This window comes from Burkholderia gladioli (assembly GCF_000959725.1).
Classification (GTDB): Bacteria; Pseudomonadota; Gammaproteobacteria; order Burkholderiales; family Burkholderiaceae; genus Burkholderia; species Burkholderia gladioli.
Genome location: NZ_CP009323.1, coordinates 714,791 through 728,779, shown reverse-complemented (window position 1 = coordinate 728,779; position 13,989 = coordinate 714,791). Strand labels below are relative to the sequence as shown.

Annotated in this window: 14 protein-coding genes and 1 tRNA gene; 12 read left to right on the top strand and 3 right to left on the bottom strand. The window is 66.1% G+C overall.

What is annotated here, in order from left to right; genetic code table 11:
* Positions 1-20: 20 nt before the first annotated feature.
* The 6 genes from BM43_RS41750 (at position 21) to BM43_RS20150 (ending at position 4,362) form a co-directional block, all read left to right on the top strand.
* Positions 21-197 (top strand): hypothetical protein, encoded by a 177-nt coding sequence (locus BM43_RS41750; RefSeq protein WP_088555494.1) that lies wholly within the window; start codon positions 21-23, stop codon positions 195-197.
* Positions 190-492 carry a hypothetical protein gene (locus BM43_RS20170; protein WP_036049526.1) on the top strand — a complete coding sequence of 101 codons (303 nt, stop codon included), beginning with the start codon at positions 190-192 and terminating at the stop codon, positions 490-492. Before BM43_RS41750 ends, BM43_RS20170 begins: the two co-directional genes overlap by 8 nt.
* Positions 485-697, top strand: a complete 213-nt coding sequence (locus BM43_RS20165; protein WP_009962292.1) for a hypothetical protein — start codon at positions 485-487, stop codon at positions 695-697. The genes BM43_RS20170 and BM43_RS20165 overlap by 8 nt, the downstream gene beginning before the upstream one ends.
* Complete coding sequence (locus BM43_RS20160) at positions 690-1,037, top strand: hypothetical protein (RefSeq protein WP_036049532.1); 348 nt, start codon at positions 690-692, stop codon at positions 1,035-1,037. The genes BM43_RS20165 and BM43_RS20160 overlap by 8 nt, the downstream gene beginning before the upstream one ends.
* A 9-nt stretch (positions 1,038-1,046) precedes the next feature.
* Positions 1,047-1,373, top strand: coding sequence for a hypothetical protein (locus BM43_RS20155; protein ID WP_011545897.1), 327 nt, complete (start codon positions 1,047-1,049; stop codon positions 1,371-1,373).
* A gap of 127 nt (positions 1,374-1,500) precedes the next feature.
* On the top strand, positions 1,501-4,362 hold the full coding sequence (locus BM43_RS20150; protein ID WP_036049534.1) for a DUF927 domain-containing protein: 2,862 nt from the start codon (positions 1,501-1,503) through the stop codon (positions 4,360-4,362).
* 615 nt (positions 4,363-4,977) lie between these two features.
* Here BM43_RS20150 and BM43_RS20145 read toward each other — a convergent pair.
* The 3 genes from BM43_RS20145 to BM43_RS20135 all read right to left on the bottom strand — a co-directional run bounded on the left by BM43_RS20145 (position 4,978) and on the right by BM43_RS20135 (position 7,531).
* Positions 4,978-6,192, bottom strand: a complete 1,215-nt coding sequence (locus BM43_RS20145) for a tyrosine-type recombinase/integrase (RefSeq protein WP_036049536.1) — start codon at positions 6,190-6,192, stop codon at positions 4,978-4,980.
* 172 nt (positions 6,193-6,364) lie between these two features.
* A tRNA-Leu gene (locus BM43_RS20140) sits at positions 6,365-6,449 on the bottom strand.
* Positions 6,450-6,589: 140 nt separating this feature from the next.
* Positions 6,590-7,531 (bottom strand): CysB family HTH-type transcriptional regulator, encoded by a 942-nt coding sequence (locus tag BM43_RS20135; protein WP_013699099.1) that lies wholly within the window; start codon positions 7,529-7,531, stop codon positions 6,590-6,592.
* Between the two features lie 224 nt (positions 7,532-7,755).
* Between BM43_RS20135 and BM43_RS20130 the strand changes: the two genes are divergently transcribed.
* The 6 genes from BM43_RS20130 to cobA all read left to right on the top strand — a co-directional run bounded on the left by BM43_RS20130 (position 7,756) and on the right by cobA (position 13,951).
* The gene (locus BM43_RS20130) at positions 7,756-9,435 is read left to right on the top strand and encodes a nitrite/sulfite reductase (RefSeq protein WP_036038519.1); all 1,680 of its coding nucleotides are present in this window, start codon (positions 7,756-7,758) and stop codon (positions 9,433-9,435) included.
* A gap of 18 nt (positions 9,436-9,453) precedes the next feature.
* Entirely contained in the window at positions 9,454-9,990 is a 537-nt protein-coding gene (locus BM43_RS20125) for a DUF934 domain-containing protein (RefSeq protein ID WP_013699097.1), read from the top strand.
* Positions 9,987-10,724 (top strand): phosphoadenylyl-sulfate reductase, encoded by a 738-nt coding sequence (locus BM43_RS20120; protein WP_036049538.1) that lies wholly within the window; start codon positions 9,987-9,989, stop codon positions 10,722-10,724. Before BM43_RS20125 ends, BM43_RS20120 begins: the two co-directional genes overlap by 4 nt.
* Before the next feature lie 84 nt (positions 10,725-10,808).
* Positions 10,809-11,771, top strand: coding sequence for a sulfate adenylyltransferase subunit CysD (cysD, locus tag BM43_RS20115; RefSeq protein ID WP_013699095.1), 963 nt, complete (start codon positions 10,809-10,811; stop codon positions 11,769-11,771).
* 22 nt (positions 11,772-11,793) lie between these two features.
* Positions 11,794-13,110, top strand: a complete 1,317-nt coding sequence (locus BM43_RS20110) for a sulfate adenylyltransferase subunit 1 (protein WP_036049540.1) — start codon at positions 11,794-11,796, stop codon at positions 13,108-13,110.
* A gap of 58 nt (positions 13,111-13,168) precedes the next feature.
* A complete protein-coding gene (gene cobA / locus BM43_RS20105) occupies positions 13,169-13,951 on the top strand; it encodes a uroporphyrinogen-III C-methyltransferase (RefSeq protein WP_036049542.1) in 783 nt (260 codons plus the stop codon).
* Positions 13,952-13,989: the final 38 nt, after the last annotated feature.

The following is a 13,989-nucleotide window of genomic DNA, read 5'->3' as shown; positions in this document are numbered from 1 at the left end:
GCAAAAGGAGGTCGCACCCAATGCGCCAGTCCACGCACGCCCGTACCGGGCAGCAATCCCATCTCATTCAATCCATCGTCCGCGCAGCACTACGCGACGCGGCAATCGCCAGCACGTATCAAGACGCACTCGACGCAACCGGCGCGGCACTGGCCGCGATCGCGGCGCTCGTGCGTGCGGAGGTACGCCATGGCTGAGCTGCGCTGCAAGATTGGCGATCTGGCGATCGTCACGCAATGCGATGCGCGCTCACGCATTGGCATGCTGGTTGAGGTGGCATCGGCTTCCCCGACGCCCGATCACGATTGGCGCGTGCGGATCTTGGGCGGTCCCGTCACGGGGCGCAGCGCCTACGATCGGCGGTTCGGCGAATTCACGCATGCTGCCGTGCATGACTGGAACCTCACACCGATTCGCGGCGAAGCGGAGCTGGATTGCGCGATCGACGTCCGGCAACTGCTCGCGTCGATCCTGGAGGTGCGCCATGTCTGAATTCCGCCTGCCGAACGAAGTCAAGATGATCGCCATGTGTGCGGCCCATCAGTTCGCCCATCTCGAAGCGCTGTTCGATGCCGTCCGTGCGCATCTTCCGGAGGACACCTACGAGCGCTCGCTCGTCGACATGGGGCAAGGCGTTGCGAGCCGGTACTCGGCCGAAATGCGCCGTACCGCGCAGCCGGAGGTGTGCCATGACTGATCAGCGCATCCGAACCGCGGTTATCAATGGATTCGATAATGCGCCGCCGCTCGATACCGGCGCTCCGATCGAGCTGCAATTCGCCGTCGACCTTGGCGCGATCTGCGCCGACGCGTGGCTCGACCTGAAAGGCGACGTGCGGCTGCACGACTATGCGGCGCATCAGGCCGCCGCATTCGCGCGCGGCATGGAAGCCGCCATGCAGGACGAGGGCGACGTCGACGCGCACCGCGTGACGATCAGCCGCCAAGCATTCGCGGCCGGCCTGATGGGACGGGTGCAACAGCACCTGTTCGCCGCGCTCGGCCTCGTCACGCGCGAATCGCGCACGACGCACTGAGAGGCGATCATGGCAAAGACGAACAAGAATGCCGTGCAACCGCTCGCGTCGCACTTCGTGGCCGAGGTGAATCGCCCCGATCACAACCGCATCGGCACGCGAATCAGTGACGCCATGGAACTGCTGGACAGCCTGCATTGGGCGGCCGACAAGGCCATGTCCGATGACGACTACTGGCTTGTGCTGAGCCTGTTCCGCGCGTCCCTCCCGTCGATCGGCGCGGCGCTGGAGGCGGCGAACGACGCCCTTGGCGAATCGCGGCTCGGCCGCTACGTCTACAGCAACGACGTCACGGCCGGCGGGGCCGTTCTGTCGGTGCCTCGCGCGGCCGGCTGACACCCCGCCGCTAGGCGTCGTCGCATCATTCAATTCTTCGCGCGTCGAGTAGCTGCTTGCCCGATATGGACTACTAATCGGGAGCCTGCCGACGCGCGTCCAGTGGGAACCTATGAGTAACGCACCCATGTCCGAATTCGAGCGGGCGAGAGTCGCGCTCGGCTATGTTCCGCCCGACGACCGCGACACGTGGCGTCAGGTGGGGATGGCGCTCAAGGCCGAGTTTGGCGAGGAGGGCTTCGCCCTCTGGAACGAATGGAGCCAAGGCGCGCAGAACTACAACGGCAAGGACGCGCGCGATGTGTGGAAGTCGTTCAAGGGCGGCAAGATCACCATCAACACGCTGTTTCACCTCGCCAAGGTCGGCGGCTTCGATCCGCGTGCGCATCGGGCGAAGCCGGTCGATCCAGCGGAGCGCGAGCGGCAGAAAGCCGAGCGCGCGGCCCGCGAAGCGGCCGAGCTGGCCGCGCTGGCCGAGAAGCAGCAAGCCGCGTCGGCGCTCGCCGAATCGATCTGGTCGGCGGCCGAGCCTGCGCCGGCCGATCACCCGTACCTCGTCCGCAAGCGCGTCCCGGTCGACGCGCTACGCGTCTATCGCGGCGGCTTGTGCATCGGCACGGCCGCATGCGACGGCGCACTCGTTATCCCGGCCCGTGACGCGGACGGGAAGCTGTGGACGCTGGAATTCGTCCTGACGGACGGCCAGAAGCGCTATCTGCCTAACGGCCGCAAGGCGGGTTGCTTCTCGTTGATCGGCGGCCCGCTATCTTCCGCTCCGGCCACGCTGCTGATCGGCGAGGGTTACGCCACGTGCGCGACGCTCGCGGCCGCGACGGGCTATCCGGCCGCCGTCGCGTTCGACGCCGGCAACCTGCACGCGGTCGCGACGGCGCTGCGCGGCCAGTATCCGGACACCCGCATTGTCGTTTGCGCCGACGACGACCACACGACGAAGGGCAATCCGGGGGTGACGAAGGCCCGCGCGGCGGCCGAAGCCGTCGCCGGCATCGTCGCGGTGCCGGACTTCGGTCCGAACCGTCCAGCGGCCGGGACCGACTTCAACGACCTGGCTGCGCACCTTGGCCCGGATGCGGTGGCCGCTGCCGTGCGCGCTGCGCTCGCGCCGGCCGGCTCGGCGGATATCGGCAAGGGCAAGGCTGCTCCAGCCGCCGCAAAGCCCGCCAAACGCCCGAAAACGGCCCGCGCGCAGGACGGCAAGTCGCGGTTCGTCGTCGACGACAAGGGCGTGTGGTTTCACGGCTTCAACAACCAGGGCGATCCGCTCCCGCCGCATTGGGTCAGCACGCGTATCGACGTGATCGCGGAGACGCGCAACGAGATGAACAGCGAGTGGGGCTACCTGCTCGAATTCACGGACCGCGACGGCATCCTGAAACGGTGGGCGGTGCCGGCGGGGCTCTTTGCCGGCGACGGTACGGAGCTGCGCCGGATGCTGCTCGATATGGGTGTGAAGCTTGGCGTCACGCAGATCGCCCGCACGCAGATCGCGAACTATGTGCAGATGGCGCAGCCGGACGAGCGCGTGCGCTGCGTGCCTCGCGTCGGCTGGCATCACGGCGCGTTCGTGCTGCCCGATCGCGTCATCGGCACCGGCAAAGAGGCGCTGATCTATCAGGCCGATACGCCGATCCAGAGCCAGTTCAAGGAGCGCGGCACGCTGGACGACTGGCAACGCGAGGTCGCGGCCTACTGCGTCGGCAATAGCCGGCTGCTGTTCTGCGTCGCTACCGCCTTCGCTGGTCCGTTGCTGCACTTCTCCGGGCTTCAGTCGGGCGGCTTTCACCTGCTCGGCACGACGTCGAAAGGCAAGTCGACGGGCGGCGTCATCGCCGCATCCGTGTTCGGCTCACCGGACTACGTGCGGAGCTGGAAGGCGACCGACAATGCGCTCGAAGCCGTCGCCACCCAGCATAGCGACGCGCTGCTGATCCTCGATGAAATCGGGCAGGTCGAGCCGCGCTTGGTCGGCGATGTGATCTACATGCTTGCGAACGAGTCGGGCAAGGCTCGCGCGTCGCGTAGCGGCTCGGCAAAGCCGGTTCTCACGTGGCGGCTGCTGTTCTTGTCGAACGGCGAAAAGAGCGTGTCCGCGCTGATGGCCGAGGGAAACAAGCCGATGAAGGGCGGTATCGAGGTTCGCTTGCCCGCGATCCCGGCCGAGGTTGGCGAAATGGGCGTCGTGGAGAAGCTGCACGGCTTCCCGACGCCGGCCGCGCTGATCGAGCATCTAGAGCGGCACGCCGGCATGCACTACGGCACGGCCGGCCCCGCGTTCATTGAGTGGGCGTCGTCGCAGGCTGGCGAGCTGGCCGAGCATCTGCGCATGCGCGTTGACGAGTTGGTCGGGCAATGGGTGCCGGACGGCTCGCACTCGCAGGTTGCACGCGTCGCCAAACGGTTCTGCCTCGTTGCGGTGGCCGGGGAACTGGCGACGGCGCACGGGCTAACCGGCTGGCCGGAGGGCGAAGCGGTCGAGGCCGCGCGTCGTTGCTTCGAAGGCTGGCTCGAACTGCGCGGCGGCACCGGCAATTCGGACGAGGCGGAAGCCGTGCGGCAGGTACAGCATTTCCTCGCCGCGCACGGCGACAACCGTTTCGTGTGGATGAACCGGGCGCAGGACGACCATCGGCCGAACGTGCCGCATCGAGCGGGCTTCAAGCAGCACGTGAAGCGCGACGAGCGGCGCACGCCCATCGCCTCCGATCGCGAGTATTACGCCGAGTTCGGCGGCAAGATGAGCGCCGACGATGCCGAAAGCGTCGAGACGGAATACCTGATCGAAGCGGCCGTATTCCGCAAAGACGTGTGCGCGGGCTTTGATCACAAGATCGTCGCCAAGGCACTGATGAAGCGCGGCGTGCTGATGCCGCGTAGCGACGGCTATCCGTACCGGCAGGAGTACATCCCCGGCCACGGTAAGTTCATGGTCTATCGCGTGTTGCCGTCCATCTTCACGCTTGAGCTGTGAAATGCACCGCCGCCGTCCGGGAGGGCGGTGGCGGGCATTCCTTTGCGCGGCATTTTTGGCCCGTGCGCCAAAGTTACTTTGAGCGATACGCTCCAGACGGAACAGGGCGGGCGGCTGCCGCGAATTTTGCCTCAGCTGTAACAATCCAGCCCGGTTTATCTCCAGTATCTCCAGCGTTCTCCAAATCGTTTGGAGACACGCGAAGCCTTACTCCACAAGGCTTTGCGGCCGATTCGGGCGTTTATCTCCAAATCTCCAACTCATTTTGCACCGAGCGGACAGGCGTCGACCAACTGTATCGACTGGGAAGCCAGACGGGGCGCGGCTCTCCGGGATTTGACGGGCATCAGAGACGTGTTTTTGAGGGGGGTGTCCACGATGTGCCCCGATCGCGCATTGTTGCGCCGGTCGCAAGTGTCGGGGTGGCCGGAAAGCGGGGGACCCTGCGTCTAGGGCAAAGACGCGGGGGCTCACACCCGCGCTTTTTCTCTATCCCAGAGACGCCAAGGGGGGTCATATTCATACCGAAATGCAGGGCGTCGGTATCGTCTGACCAAGTGCTTGAAAATGGTGGGAGGGGCGTGACAAGGGGGTCATACGCGTGGCGGCACGGGTCTATCCGGCCGCCGCAATCGGAATGATTTCCGCCCCTGCTTTGAGCTTGTCGAGGTAGTCCGCCCACTGTTGCATCATCGAACGTCGGGCCTTGATGAATTTCGTTCGGTTGTACGCGCGCCCAAGGCTGTCAGGGACGGTATGCGCTAGTTGGTGCTCGATCACTTCCGGCTTTTCCTCCAGTTCTTCATGCAGGATCGTCCGTGCCATTGCCCGGAAGCCGTGACCGGTAATCTCGGTGCGAGTGTCGTAGCCAAGGCGACGAAGGGCTGCATTGATAGCGGCCTCGCTCATCGGGCGATTTCGGTCGCGGGCACCGGGGAACACGTAGACGCCATCGCCAGTCAGGGCGTGAAGCTCGCGCAAAATCGCAACCGCCTGGGTGGCCAGCGGAACAAGGTGATCCGTTTTCGTTTTGTTGACGAAATAGCGCCACTCGCCTTTGTCGAGCTCGAATTGTGACCACTGCGCCTTGCGTAATTCGCCTGGGCGGACGAACAGCATCGGGGCTAGTCTGAGCGCGCAGAGAACCGGGAAAGTACCCGTGAAGCCGTCGAACGCGCGAAGCATCTCGGCAACTTTCTCGGGCTCGGTGATCGAGGCAAAGTGCGTTGTCTGGGCGGGCGGAATGGCATCGACCAAATCTCGGGCTGGATCGGTCTTGCAGTGCCCCTCTTTGATGCCATAGCGGAATACCCGGCTTATCTCGCTGCGGATGCGATGGGAGGTAAATCTCGCTCCGCGCCCATCTACGCGCTTTAGTACAACCAGTATCTCCGGGGCGTCGATTTCAGCGATAGGGCGCTTGCCGAGCCATGGGAATACATCGTTCTCCATGCGGGCGAGTGTCTTGTCATGCTGCGCTGGCTCTACAGTCGTCTTGCGCTCGGCCATCCAGCCGCGAGCGACAACCTCAAACGAATGGGCGGCCGCAAGCAGGCTGGCTCTTTTTTCCGCCTTCTTCGCTTCACCCGGATCGATGCCGGCAGCGAGCTTTTCACGGGCTTCGTCGCGCTTCTTCCGTGCGATCGCCAAGGTAACGTCCGGGTAGACGCCGAGCGAGTAGCGCTTTTCCTTGCCCCCAAACCGGTATTTAAGGCGCCACCACTTGCCCCCGCTCGGGGCGATTTCCAGATAGAGGCCGCCTCCGTCGAACAGGCGCACGGGCTTGTCGGCAGGCTTGGCGTTCCGGATGGCTGTATCGGTTAATGGCACGGGGGCAACTCCTGACGGGTAAGGCAATTTCGGGTGGGTTGCCCCCAATGTTGCCCCCACTTGCCCCCGGCTGTCTACGCACCACACGGCACTTTGCCGGAATGAAAAAACCCGCGAAGCCTAGAGCTGTCGCGGGTTTTAGGACTCCCGGGAACTTCCCGGAACTATGTACTGGTGCCCAGGGCCGGAATCGAACCGGCACGCCTTGCGGCGGGGGATTTTGAGTCCCCTGCGTCTACCAGTTTCACCACCTGGGCAGAGAATTCGCGCCTTGCACGTACGATTGCGCGCAGGCTAATCGTCGATTATGTCGGAAATTCGGGCGCCCGGCAAGCGCTGAAGCTGCCACGGGCGTCTTCCATGATCCATACATATAAACAGGCCAGCCCGCGCCCGCTCACAGCTCGTAAGACTCCGCCTCGCCCTTGAGCGCCTGCTCGATCAGCTTGCGGTTGAGCGTCGGCGACAGCAATTCCACCAGCGTATACACATAACCACGCAGATACGCCCCTTGCTTGAGCGCCACCCGCGTCACGTTGCTGCCGAACAGATGCCCGACCGGGATCGACCGCAGGTTGCGGTCACGCTCCGGGTTGAAGGCGATATCGGCCAGGATGCCGACCCCGAGCCCGAGTTCCACATAGGTCTTGATCACATCGGCGTCGATCGCCTCGAGCACGATATCGGGCGACAAGCCGCGCAGCGCGAACGCATGGTTGATCTTCTTGCGGCCGGCGAAGGCGTCGTCGTAGGTGATCAGCGGGTACTGGGCCAAGTCGTCGAGCGAGGGCGGCCGGCGTTCCAGCAGCGGATGATCGGCCGGCACCACGGCGGCGTGATGCCACTGGAAGCAGGGCAGCGACACCAGTTCCTTGTAGTCGGCGATCGCCTCGGTGGCGATCGCCAGGTCGGCCTGGTCGTGGATCACCATCTCCGCCACCTGGGTCGGGCTGCCTTGCAGGATCGACAGATGCACCTTCGGGAAGCGCTTCTTGAACTCGGCGATCGCGGCCGGCAATGAGTAGCGCGCCTGCGTGTGCGTCGCCGCGATGGTCAGGTTGCCCTGATCCTGCGCCGCGTAATCCTTTCCGACCCTTTTTAGGCTTTCGACTTCCTGGAGGATGCGCTCGACCGAGGCCAGGATGATCCGCCCCGGTTCGGTCAACGAACGTACGCGCTTGCCGTGCCGCGTGAAGATCTCCACGCCCAGTTCGTCCTCCAGCTCGATGATGGCCTTGGAGACGCCCGGCTGGGACGTGAACAGGGCCTTGGCCGCCTCGGTGAGGTTGAAGTTCTGGCGCACGGCCTCGCGCACGAAGCGAAATTGGTGCAGGTTCATATATAACCCTTCCGCATATGGAAAGAATTTTTTAGTCGTTTGATATATAAAGCGAGTTTATTACGATTCACCCTGGTTTTTCAAATATGGATATCTGTATTCGTCATTAGCAAATGAGCGGGCCGAGGGCTAGACGGCCGGCAGCTCGGTGCGGGCGGATGTGGAATTCGGGCGCGGCGTGGCTAGGACGCCGTGCGGTCAACACGAAACCCTGGGGTCCCCGAATGTATCAGTACGACCAGTACGACCAGACGATCGTCGACGAACGCGTCGCGCAGTACCGCGACCAGGTGCGTCGCCGGCTGTCGGGCGAATTGAGCGAAGAAGAGTTCCGCCCGCTGCGCCTGCAGAACGGCCTGTACATGCAGCGCCACGCCTACATGCACCGCATCGCGATTCCTTACGGCAACCTTCGCAGCGACCAGCTGCGCATGCTGGCCGTGATCGCGCGCGAGCACGACCGCGGCTACGGGCACTTCTCGACGCGGTCGAACATCCAGTTCAACTGGATCCAGCTCGAGGACACGCCCGAGATCCTGCGCAAGCTCGCCTCGGTCCAGATGCACGGCATCCAGACCTCGGGCAACTGCATCCGCAACATCACCGCCGACCAGTTCGCGGGCGTGGCGCCCGACGAAGTGATCGATCCGCGCCCCTGGGCGGAAATCCTGCGCCAGTGGTCGACGTTCCACCCCGAATTCGCCTGGCTGCCGCGCAAGTTCAAGATCGCCGTGTCGGGCGCCAAGGTGGACCGCGCCGCCGTGCAGATGCATGACCTGGGCGTCTACCTGTCGCGCAACGAGCAGGGCGAGGTGGTGGCCAGCATCCTGGCCGGTGGCGGCCTGGGCCGTACCCCGATCGTCGGCTCGATCATCCGCGAGAACCTGCCCTGGCAGCACCTGCTGACCTATTGCGAGGCGGTGCTGCGCGTCTACAACCGCTTCGGCCGCCGCGACAATCTCTATAAGGCGCGGATCAAGATCCTGGTCAAGGCGCTGTCGCCGGAGAAGTTCTCGCAGCAGGTCGAGCAAGAGTGGCAGCACCTGAAAGATGGCCCGTCGACGCTCACGCAGGCCGAGCTCGACCGCGTCTCGAAGGATTTCGCGCCGCCCGTCTACGAGAAGCTGGCCGACACGGACGCTTCCTACGAGCAGCACCTGCTCGAGAACAAGGCCTTCGCGCGCTGGGTCGAGCGCAACGTGGCGCCGCACAAGGTGGCGGGCTACGCGGCCGTGACGCTGTCGCTCAAGCCGAACGGCGTGGCGCCGGGCGACGCGACCGACGCGCAGATGGACACCGTGGCCGACTGGGCCGACGCCTACTCGCTCGGCGAGCTGCGCGTCTCGCACGAGCAGAACCTGATCCTCGCCAACGTCAAGAAGCGCGACCTGTTCGAGCTGTGGGAGAAGGCCAAGGCGGCCGGCTTCGCGACGCCGAACATCGGCCTGCTGACCGACATCATCGCCTGCCCGGGCGGCGATTTCTGCTCGCTGGCCAATGCCAAGTCGATCCCGATCGCGCAGGCGATCCAGGAGCGCTTCGACGACCTGGACTACGTCTACGACCTCGGCGAGATGTCGCTGAACATCTCGGGCTGCATGAACTCCTGCGGCCACCACCACGTCGGCAACATCGGCATCCTCGGCGTCGACAAGGACGGCGCCGAGTGGTACCAGATCTCGCTGGGCGGCGAGCAGGGCACCGGCGCGGACGGCCTGAAGCTGGGCCGCGTGATCGGCCCATCGTTCTCGGCGCATGAAGTGCCGGACGTGATCAGCACGCTGGTCGACACCTTCGTGGAATCGCGCATCGACGGCGAGCGCTTCATCGATACCTACCAGCGTATCGGTCTCGCGCCGTTCAAGGAACGCGTCTACGCGGCCCGCCAGCCGGCCCACGCCTAAGCAACGAGGAATTAGCAGATGGCTTCGATTATCAAGAACCGCGCCGTGATCGACGACGCATGGCAAGTGGTGCGGGCCGCCGAGGACGGCGCCCTGCCCGCGGTGGACGCGCTGCCGGCCGGCAAGCTGCTGGTGCCGCTGGCCTACTGGCAGGCCGAGCGCGAGGCGCTGGTCGCCGCGCGCGGCAAGGACGAACTGGGCGTGTGGCTCGCGCCGGACAGCGAACCGGCCGAGCTGGTCGCCGATTTCGACAAGCTGACGGTGATCGCGGTGGACTTCCCGCGCTTCGGCGACGGCCGAGGCTACAGCACGGCGCACCTGCTGCGCAATCGCCACGGCTGGACCGGCGAGCTGCGCGCGATCGGCGACGTGCTGCGCGACCAGCTGAACTACATGTCGCGCTGCGGCTTCGACGCCTTCGCGGTGCGCGCCGATCGCGACCCGCACGACGCGCTGAACGCCTTCACGGAGTTCTCGGAACGCTACCAGGGCGCGGTGGACGACGCGGTGCCGCTGTTCCGCCGCCGCGCCGCCTCGGCACAGGTGAACGCATGAGCGACGTCCTCACGCCCGAGCTGAGCGCCAAGGTCGAGCGGCTCGACGCGCTGCTCGCCTCGATCGCGGCGAGCCATGAGCGCGTGAAGTTCGCCAGCAGCCTCGCGGCCGAGGACATGCTGGTGACCCACGCGATCCTTTCCAAGGGCCACGCGATCGGCATCTTCTCACTGAACACGGGCCGCCTGCATGCCGAGACGCTCGGCATGATCGACCGCGTGCGCGAGCGCTACGGCTACGAGATCGAGCAGTTCCATCCGCAGCAGGACGCGATCGACCAGTACGTCGCCGAGCACGGCCTGAATGCCTTCTACGAAAGCGTCGAGCTGCGCAAGTCCTGCTGCCACATCCGCAAGGTCGAGCCGCTCAACCGCGCGCTGTCGGAGGTGGATGCCTGGGTGACCGGCCAGCGCCGCGAGCAGTCGGTGACGCGCGCCGAGCTGCACGAGCAGGAGCAGGACGAGGCGCGTGGCATCGCCAAGTACAACCCGCTGGCGGACTGGACCGAAGCCGAGGTCTGGGCCTACCTGAAGGCCTTCGAGGTGCCGGTCAATCCGCTGCACGCGCGCGGCTACCCGAGCATCGGCTGCGAGCCCTGCACGCGGGCGATCCGCCCCGGCGAGGACAGCCGCGCCGGTCGCTGGTGGTGGGAGTCGCGCGACACCAAGGAATGCGGCCTGCACATCACGATCGCGCCGGTGTCGGAGCTGCCGCAGCGGCCGGTGAGCGCCTGAGGCGCCGCGGCCCGACCCAAGCAACGAAAGCAATCGCGCCGCCCGCCACGACGGGCGGCCAGCAACCCAGTAAGGACTGACATCATGAGCACGACGCTCGAACAATCCGCCTTCGCATCGCCGGCCGGCACCGCCAGCCGGATGGGCCACCTCGACTGGCTCGAGGCCGAGTCGATCCACATCCTGCGCGAGCTGGTGGCCGAATGCAGCAAGCCGGCCCTGCTGTTCTCGGGCGGCAAGGATTCGGTCGTCGTGCTGCATCTCGCGCTGAAGGCCTTCGGCCTGGGCCCGGATCGCAAGACCTCGCTGCCGTTCCCGCTGGTGCATATCGACACCGGTCACAACTACGATGAGGTGATCGACTTCCGCGATCGCCGCGCCAAGGAAATCGGCGCCGAGCTGGTGGTCGGCCACGTCGAGGATTCGATCCAGCGCGGCACCGTGGTGCTGCGCCGCGAAACCGATTCGCGCAACGCCGCCCAGGCCGTCACCCTGCTCGAGACCATCGAACAATACGGTTACACCGCGATGATCGGCGGCGCGCGCCGCGACGAGGAAAAGGCCCGCGCCAAGGAGCGCATCTTCTCGTTCCGCGACGAGTTCGGCCAATGGGATCCGAAGGCCCAGCGCCCGGAACTCTGGAGCCTCTACAACGCGCGCCTGCACAAGGGCGAGCACCTGCGCGTGTTCCCGATCTCGAACTGGACCGAGCTCGACGTCTGGCAATACATCGCGCGCGAGCAGCTCGAACTGCCCTCGATCTACTACGCGCACCAGCGCGAGATCGTGCGCCGCAACGGCCTGCTGGTGCCGGTCACGCCGCTCACGCCGATGCGCGAGGGTGAGGTCAGCGAAACCGCCCAGGTGCGCTTCCGCACGGTCGGCGACATCTCCTGCACCTGCCCGGTGGAGAGCGATGCCGACGACGTCGAGAAGATCATCGCCGAGACCGCGGTGACCGAGATCACCGAGCGCGGCGCCACGCGGATGGACGACCAGACCTCCGAGGCCGCGATGGAACAGCGCAAGAAGCAAGGTTATTTCTGAAGCACGCGAGGACACAGACATCATGAGCATCATCGAGAACCACGAAGACCTCGGCGTGTTGCGCTTCATCACGGCGGGCAGCGTCGACGACGGCAAGAGCACGCTGATCGGCCGCCTGCTGTACGACAGCAAGGCCGTGTTGTCGGACCAGCTGTCCGCGCTGTCGCGCGCCAAGAACAAGCGCACCGTCGGCGACGAGCTCGACCTCGCGCTGCTGACCGACGGTCTGGAAGCCGAGCGCGAGCAGGGCATTACGATCGACGTGGCCTACCGCTACTTCGCCACCACCAAGCGCAAGTTCATCATCGCCGACACGCCGGGCCACGAGCAGTACACGCGCAACATGGTGACCGGCGCCTCCACCGCGCACGCGGCCATCATCCTGGTGGACGCCACGCGCGTCACGGTCGAGGGCGGCGTCACGCAATTGCTGCCGCAGACCAAGCGCCACAGCGCGATCGTCAAGCTGCTCGGCCTGCAGCACGTGATCGTCGCGATCAACAAGATGGACCTGGTCGGGTATTCGGAAGCGACCTTCAACCTGATCCGCGATGCCTACGTCGTGCTCGCGCAGCAGCTCGGCCTGGAAGGCGTGCGCTTCGTGCCGGTGTCGGCCCTGAAGGGCGACAACATCGTCACGCTCTCGGACAGCATGCCCTGGTACGCCGGCGAGCCGTTGCTCGACGTGCTGGAGACGCTGCCGGTGGCGATCGACGGCGGCGAGGCGCTGCGCTTCCCGGTGCAGTGGGTGGCGCGCCAGGACGGCAGCTCGGCCGACGATTTCCGCGGCTACATGGGCCGTGTCGAGGCGGGCGAGGTGAAGGTGGGCGACGAGATCGCGGTGCTGCCCTCGGGCCGCACGGCGACCGTGGCGGAGATTGTCGCGCCGGTGCCGGGCGGCACGGCTGCGGTAGAATCCGCCTTCGCGGGGCAGACCGTCACGATCCGCCTCGCCGAGGACGTCGACGTCTCGCGCGGCGACGTGTTCGTGCCGAACGCGCAGCGCATCGAGCCGGCCCGGAAGCTGGAGGCCGATCTCTGCTGGTTCGACGAAACCCCGTTGTCCCCGCAACGCAAGTATCTGCTCAAGCAGACCACCAACACGGTGTTCACCAAGATCGGCGCGGTCAAGCAGGTGCTGGACGTGCATACGCTGTCGCACGCCAGCGACCGCCAGGACCTGAAGATGAACGACATCGGCCGGGTGGCGCTGACGCTGCAGAAGCCGATCGTCTGCGATACCTACGATGCGCATCCGGGCACGGGCGCGTTCGTGCTGATCGACGAGGCGACCCATCACACGGTCGCCGCCGGGATGATTCGCGCCTACTCGGCGTGAGTCCGGCGCCGTCGGCCTCGCGTGTCGCGGCCGACGGCGTTCTACCAATGAAAGGCTTATGGGCAAGGTGTATCTGATTGGCGCCGGACCCGGCGCGGCCGACCTGATCACGGTGCGCGGCGCGCGCCTGCTGGGCCAGGCCGAAGTGGTGCTGCACGACGCGCTGATCGAGCCGGCGATGCTCGATTACGCGCCGAACGCGCGCCGCATCGCGGTCGGCAAGCGCTGCGGCCAGCGCTCCACGGCGCAGCAGTTCATCAACAAGCAGATCATCGACGCGGCGCGCGAGCACGCGGTGGTGGTGCGCCTGAAGGGCGGCGACCCGATGCTGTTCGGCCGGGCCGACGAGGAGATGCGCGCGCTCGAGGCGGCCGGCATCGACTACGAGGTGGTGCCGGGCATCACCGCGGCGCTGGCGAGTGCCGCCGCGCTCAAGCGCTCGCTGACGCTGCGCGGCGTGTCGCGCAGCGTGGCCTTCGCCACCCAGAGCCGTGCGCCCGGCAGCGACGAGATTCGCGAGCAGGTGCAGGCCGATTCGCTGGTCTTCTACATGGGCCGCGACAGCGCGCCCGGCATCGCCCGGCAACTGATCGACGCGGGCCGCGCCGGCGACACGCCGGTGGCGATCGTCGAGGCCTGCAGCACGCCGCGCGAGCGCAGCCTGGCGCTGACGCTGGCGCGCATGGCGGCGGGCGAGGCGCAGGCCTGGCTCGATCCCTCGCAGCCGAGCCTGCTGATGATCGGCGCGGCCTTCGCGGAACGCGCGGGAGCGGTGGAGCCGGGTAGCGGGGAGGCCACCGGGCAGCCGGCAGGCAAGGGCGAGGTCCGCAACGCGGCCTGAGCTGCGGGTCGGTGAAGCGCCCGTCAATACCCGCAGCA

What these genes read in the sequence shown, in the direction of transcription:
- BM43_RS20155 (WP_011545897.1), top strand. Translation starts at nt 1,047, where the DNA reads ATGGCAAAGACGAACAAGAATGCCGTGCAACCGCTCGCGTCGCACTTC.
- BM43_RS41750 (WP_088555494.1), top strand. Translation starts at nt 21, where the DNA reads ATGCGCCAGTCCACGCACGCCCGTACCGGGCAGCAATCCCATCTCATT.
- BM43_RS20110 (WP_036049540.1), top strand. Translation starts at nt 11,794, where the DNA reads ATGAGCATCATCGAGAACCACGAAGACCTCGGCGTGTTGCGCTTCATC.
- BM43_RS20160 (WP_036049532.1), top strand. Translation starts at nt 690, where the DNA reads ATGACTGATCAGCGCATCCGAACCGCGGTTATCAATGGATTCGATAAT.
- BM43_RS20170 (WP_036049526.1), top strand. Translation starts at nt 190, where the DNA reads ATGGCTGAGCTGCGCTGCAAGATTGGCGATCTGGCGATCGTCACGCAA.
- BM43_RS20150 (WP_036049534.1), top strand. Translation starts at nt 1,501, where the DNA reads ATGTCCGAATTCGAGCGGGCGAGAGTCGCGCTCGGCTATGTTCCGCCC.
- BM43_RS20130 (WP_036038519.1), top strand. Translation starts at nt 7,756, where the DNA reads ATGTATCAGTACGACCAGTACGACCAGACGATCGTCGACGAACGCGTC.
- BM43_RS20165 (WP_009962292.1), top strand. Translation starts at nt 485, where the DNA reads ATGTCTGAATTCCGCCTGCCGAACGAAGTCAAGATGATCGCCATGTGT.
- BM43_RS20125 (WP_013699097.1), top strand. Translation starts at nt 9,454, where the DNA reads ATGGCTTCGATTATCAAGAACCGCGCCGTGATCGACGACGCATGGCAA.
- BM43_RS20135 (WP_013699099.1), bottom strand. Translation starts at nt 7,531, where the DNA reads ATGAACCTGCACCAATTTCGCTTCGTGCGCGAGGCCGTGCGCCAGAAC.
- BM43_RS20120 (WP_036049538.1), top strand. Translation starts at nt 9,987, where the DNA reads ATGAGCGACGTCCTCACGCCCGAGCTGAGCGCCAAGGTCGAGCGGCTC.
- cysD (WP_013699095.1), top strand. Translation starts at nt 10,809, where the DNA reads ATGAGCACGACGCTCGAACAATCCGCCTTCGCATCGCCGGCCGGCACC.
- cobA (WP_036049542.1), top strand. Translation starts at nt 13,169, where the DNA reads ATGGGCAAGGTGTATCTGATTGGCGCCGGACCCGGCGCGGCCGACCTG.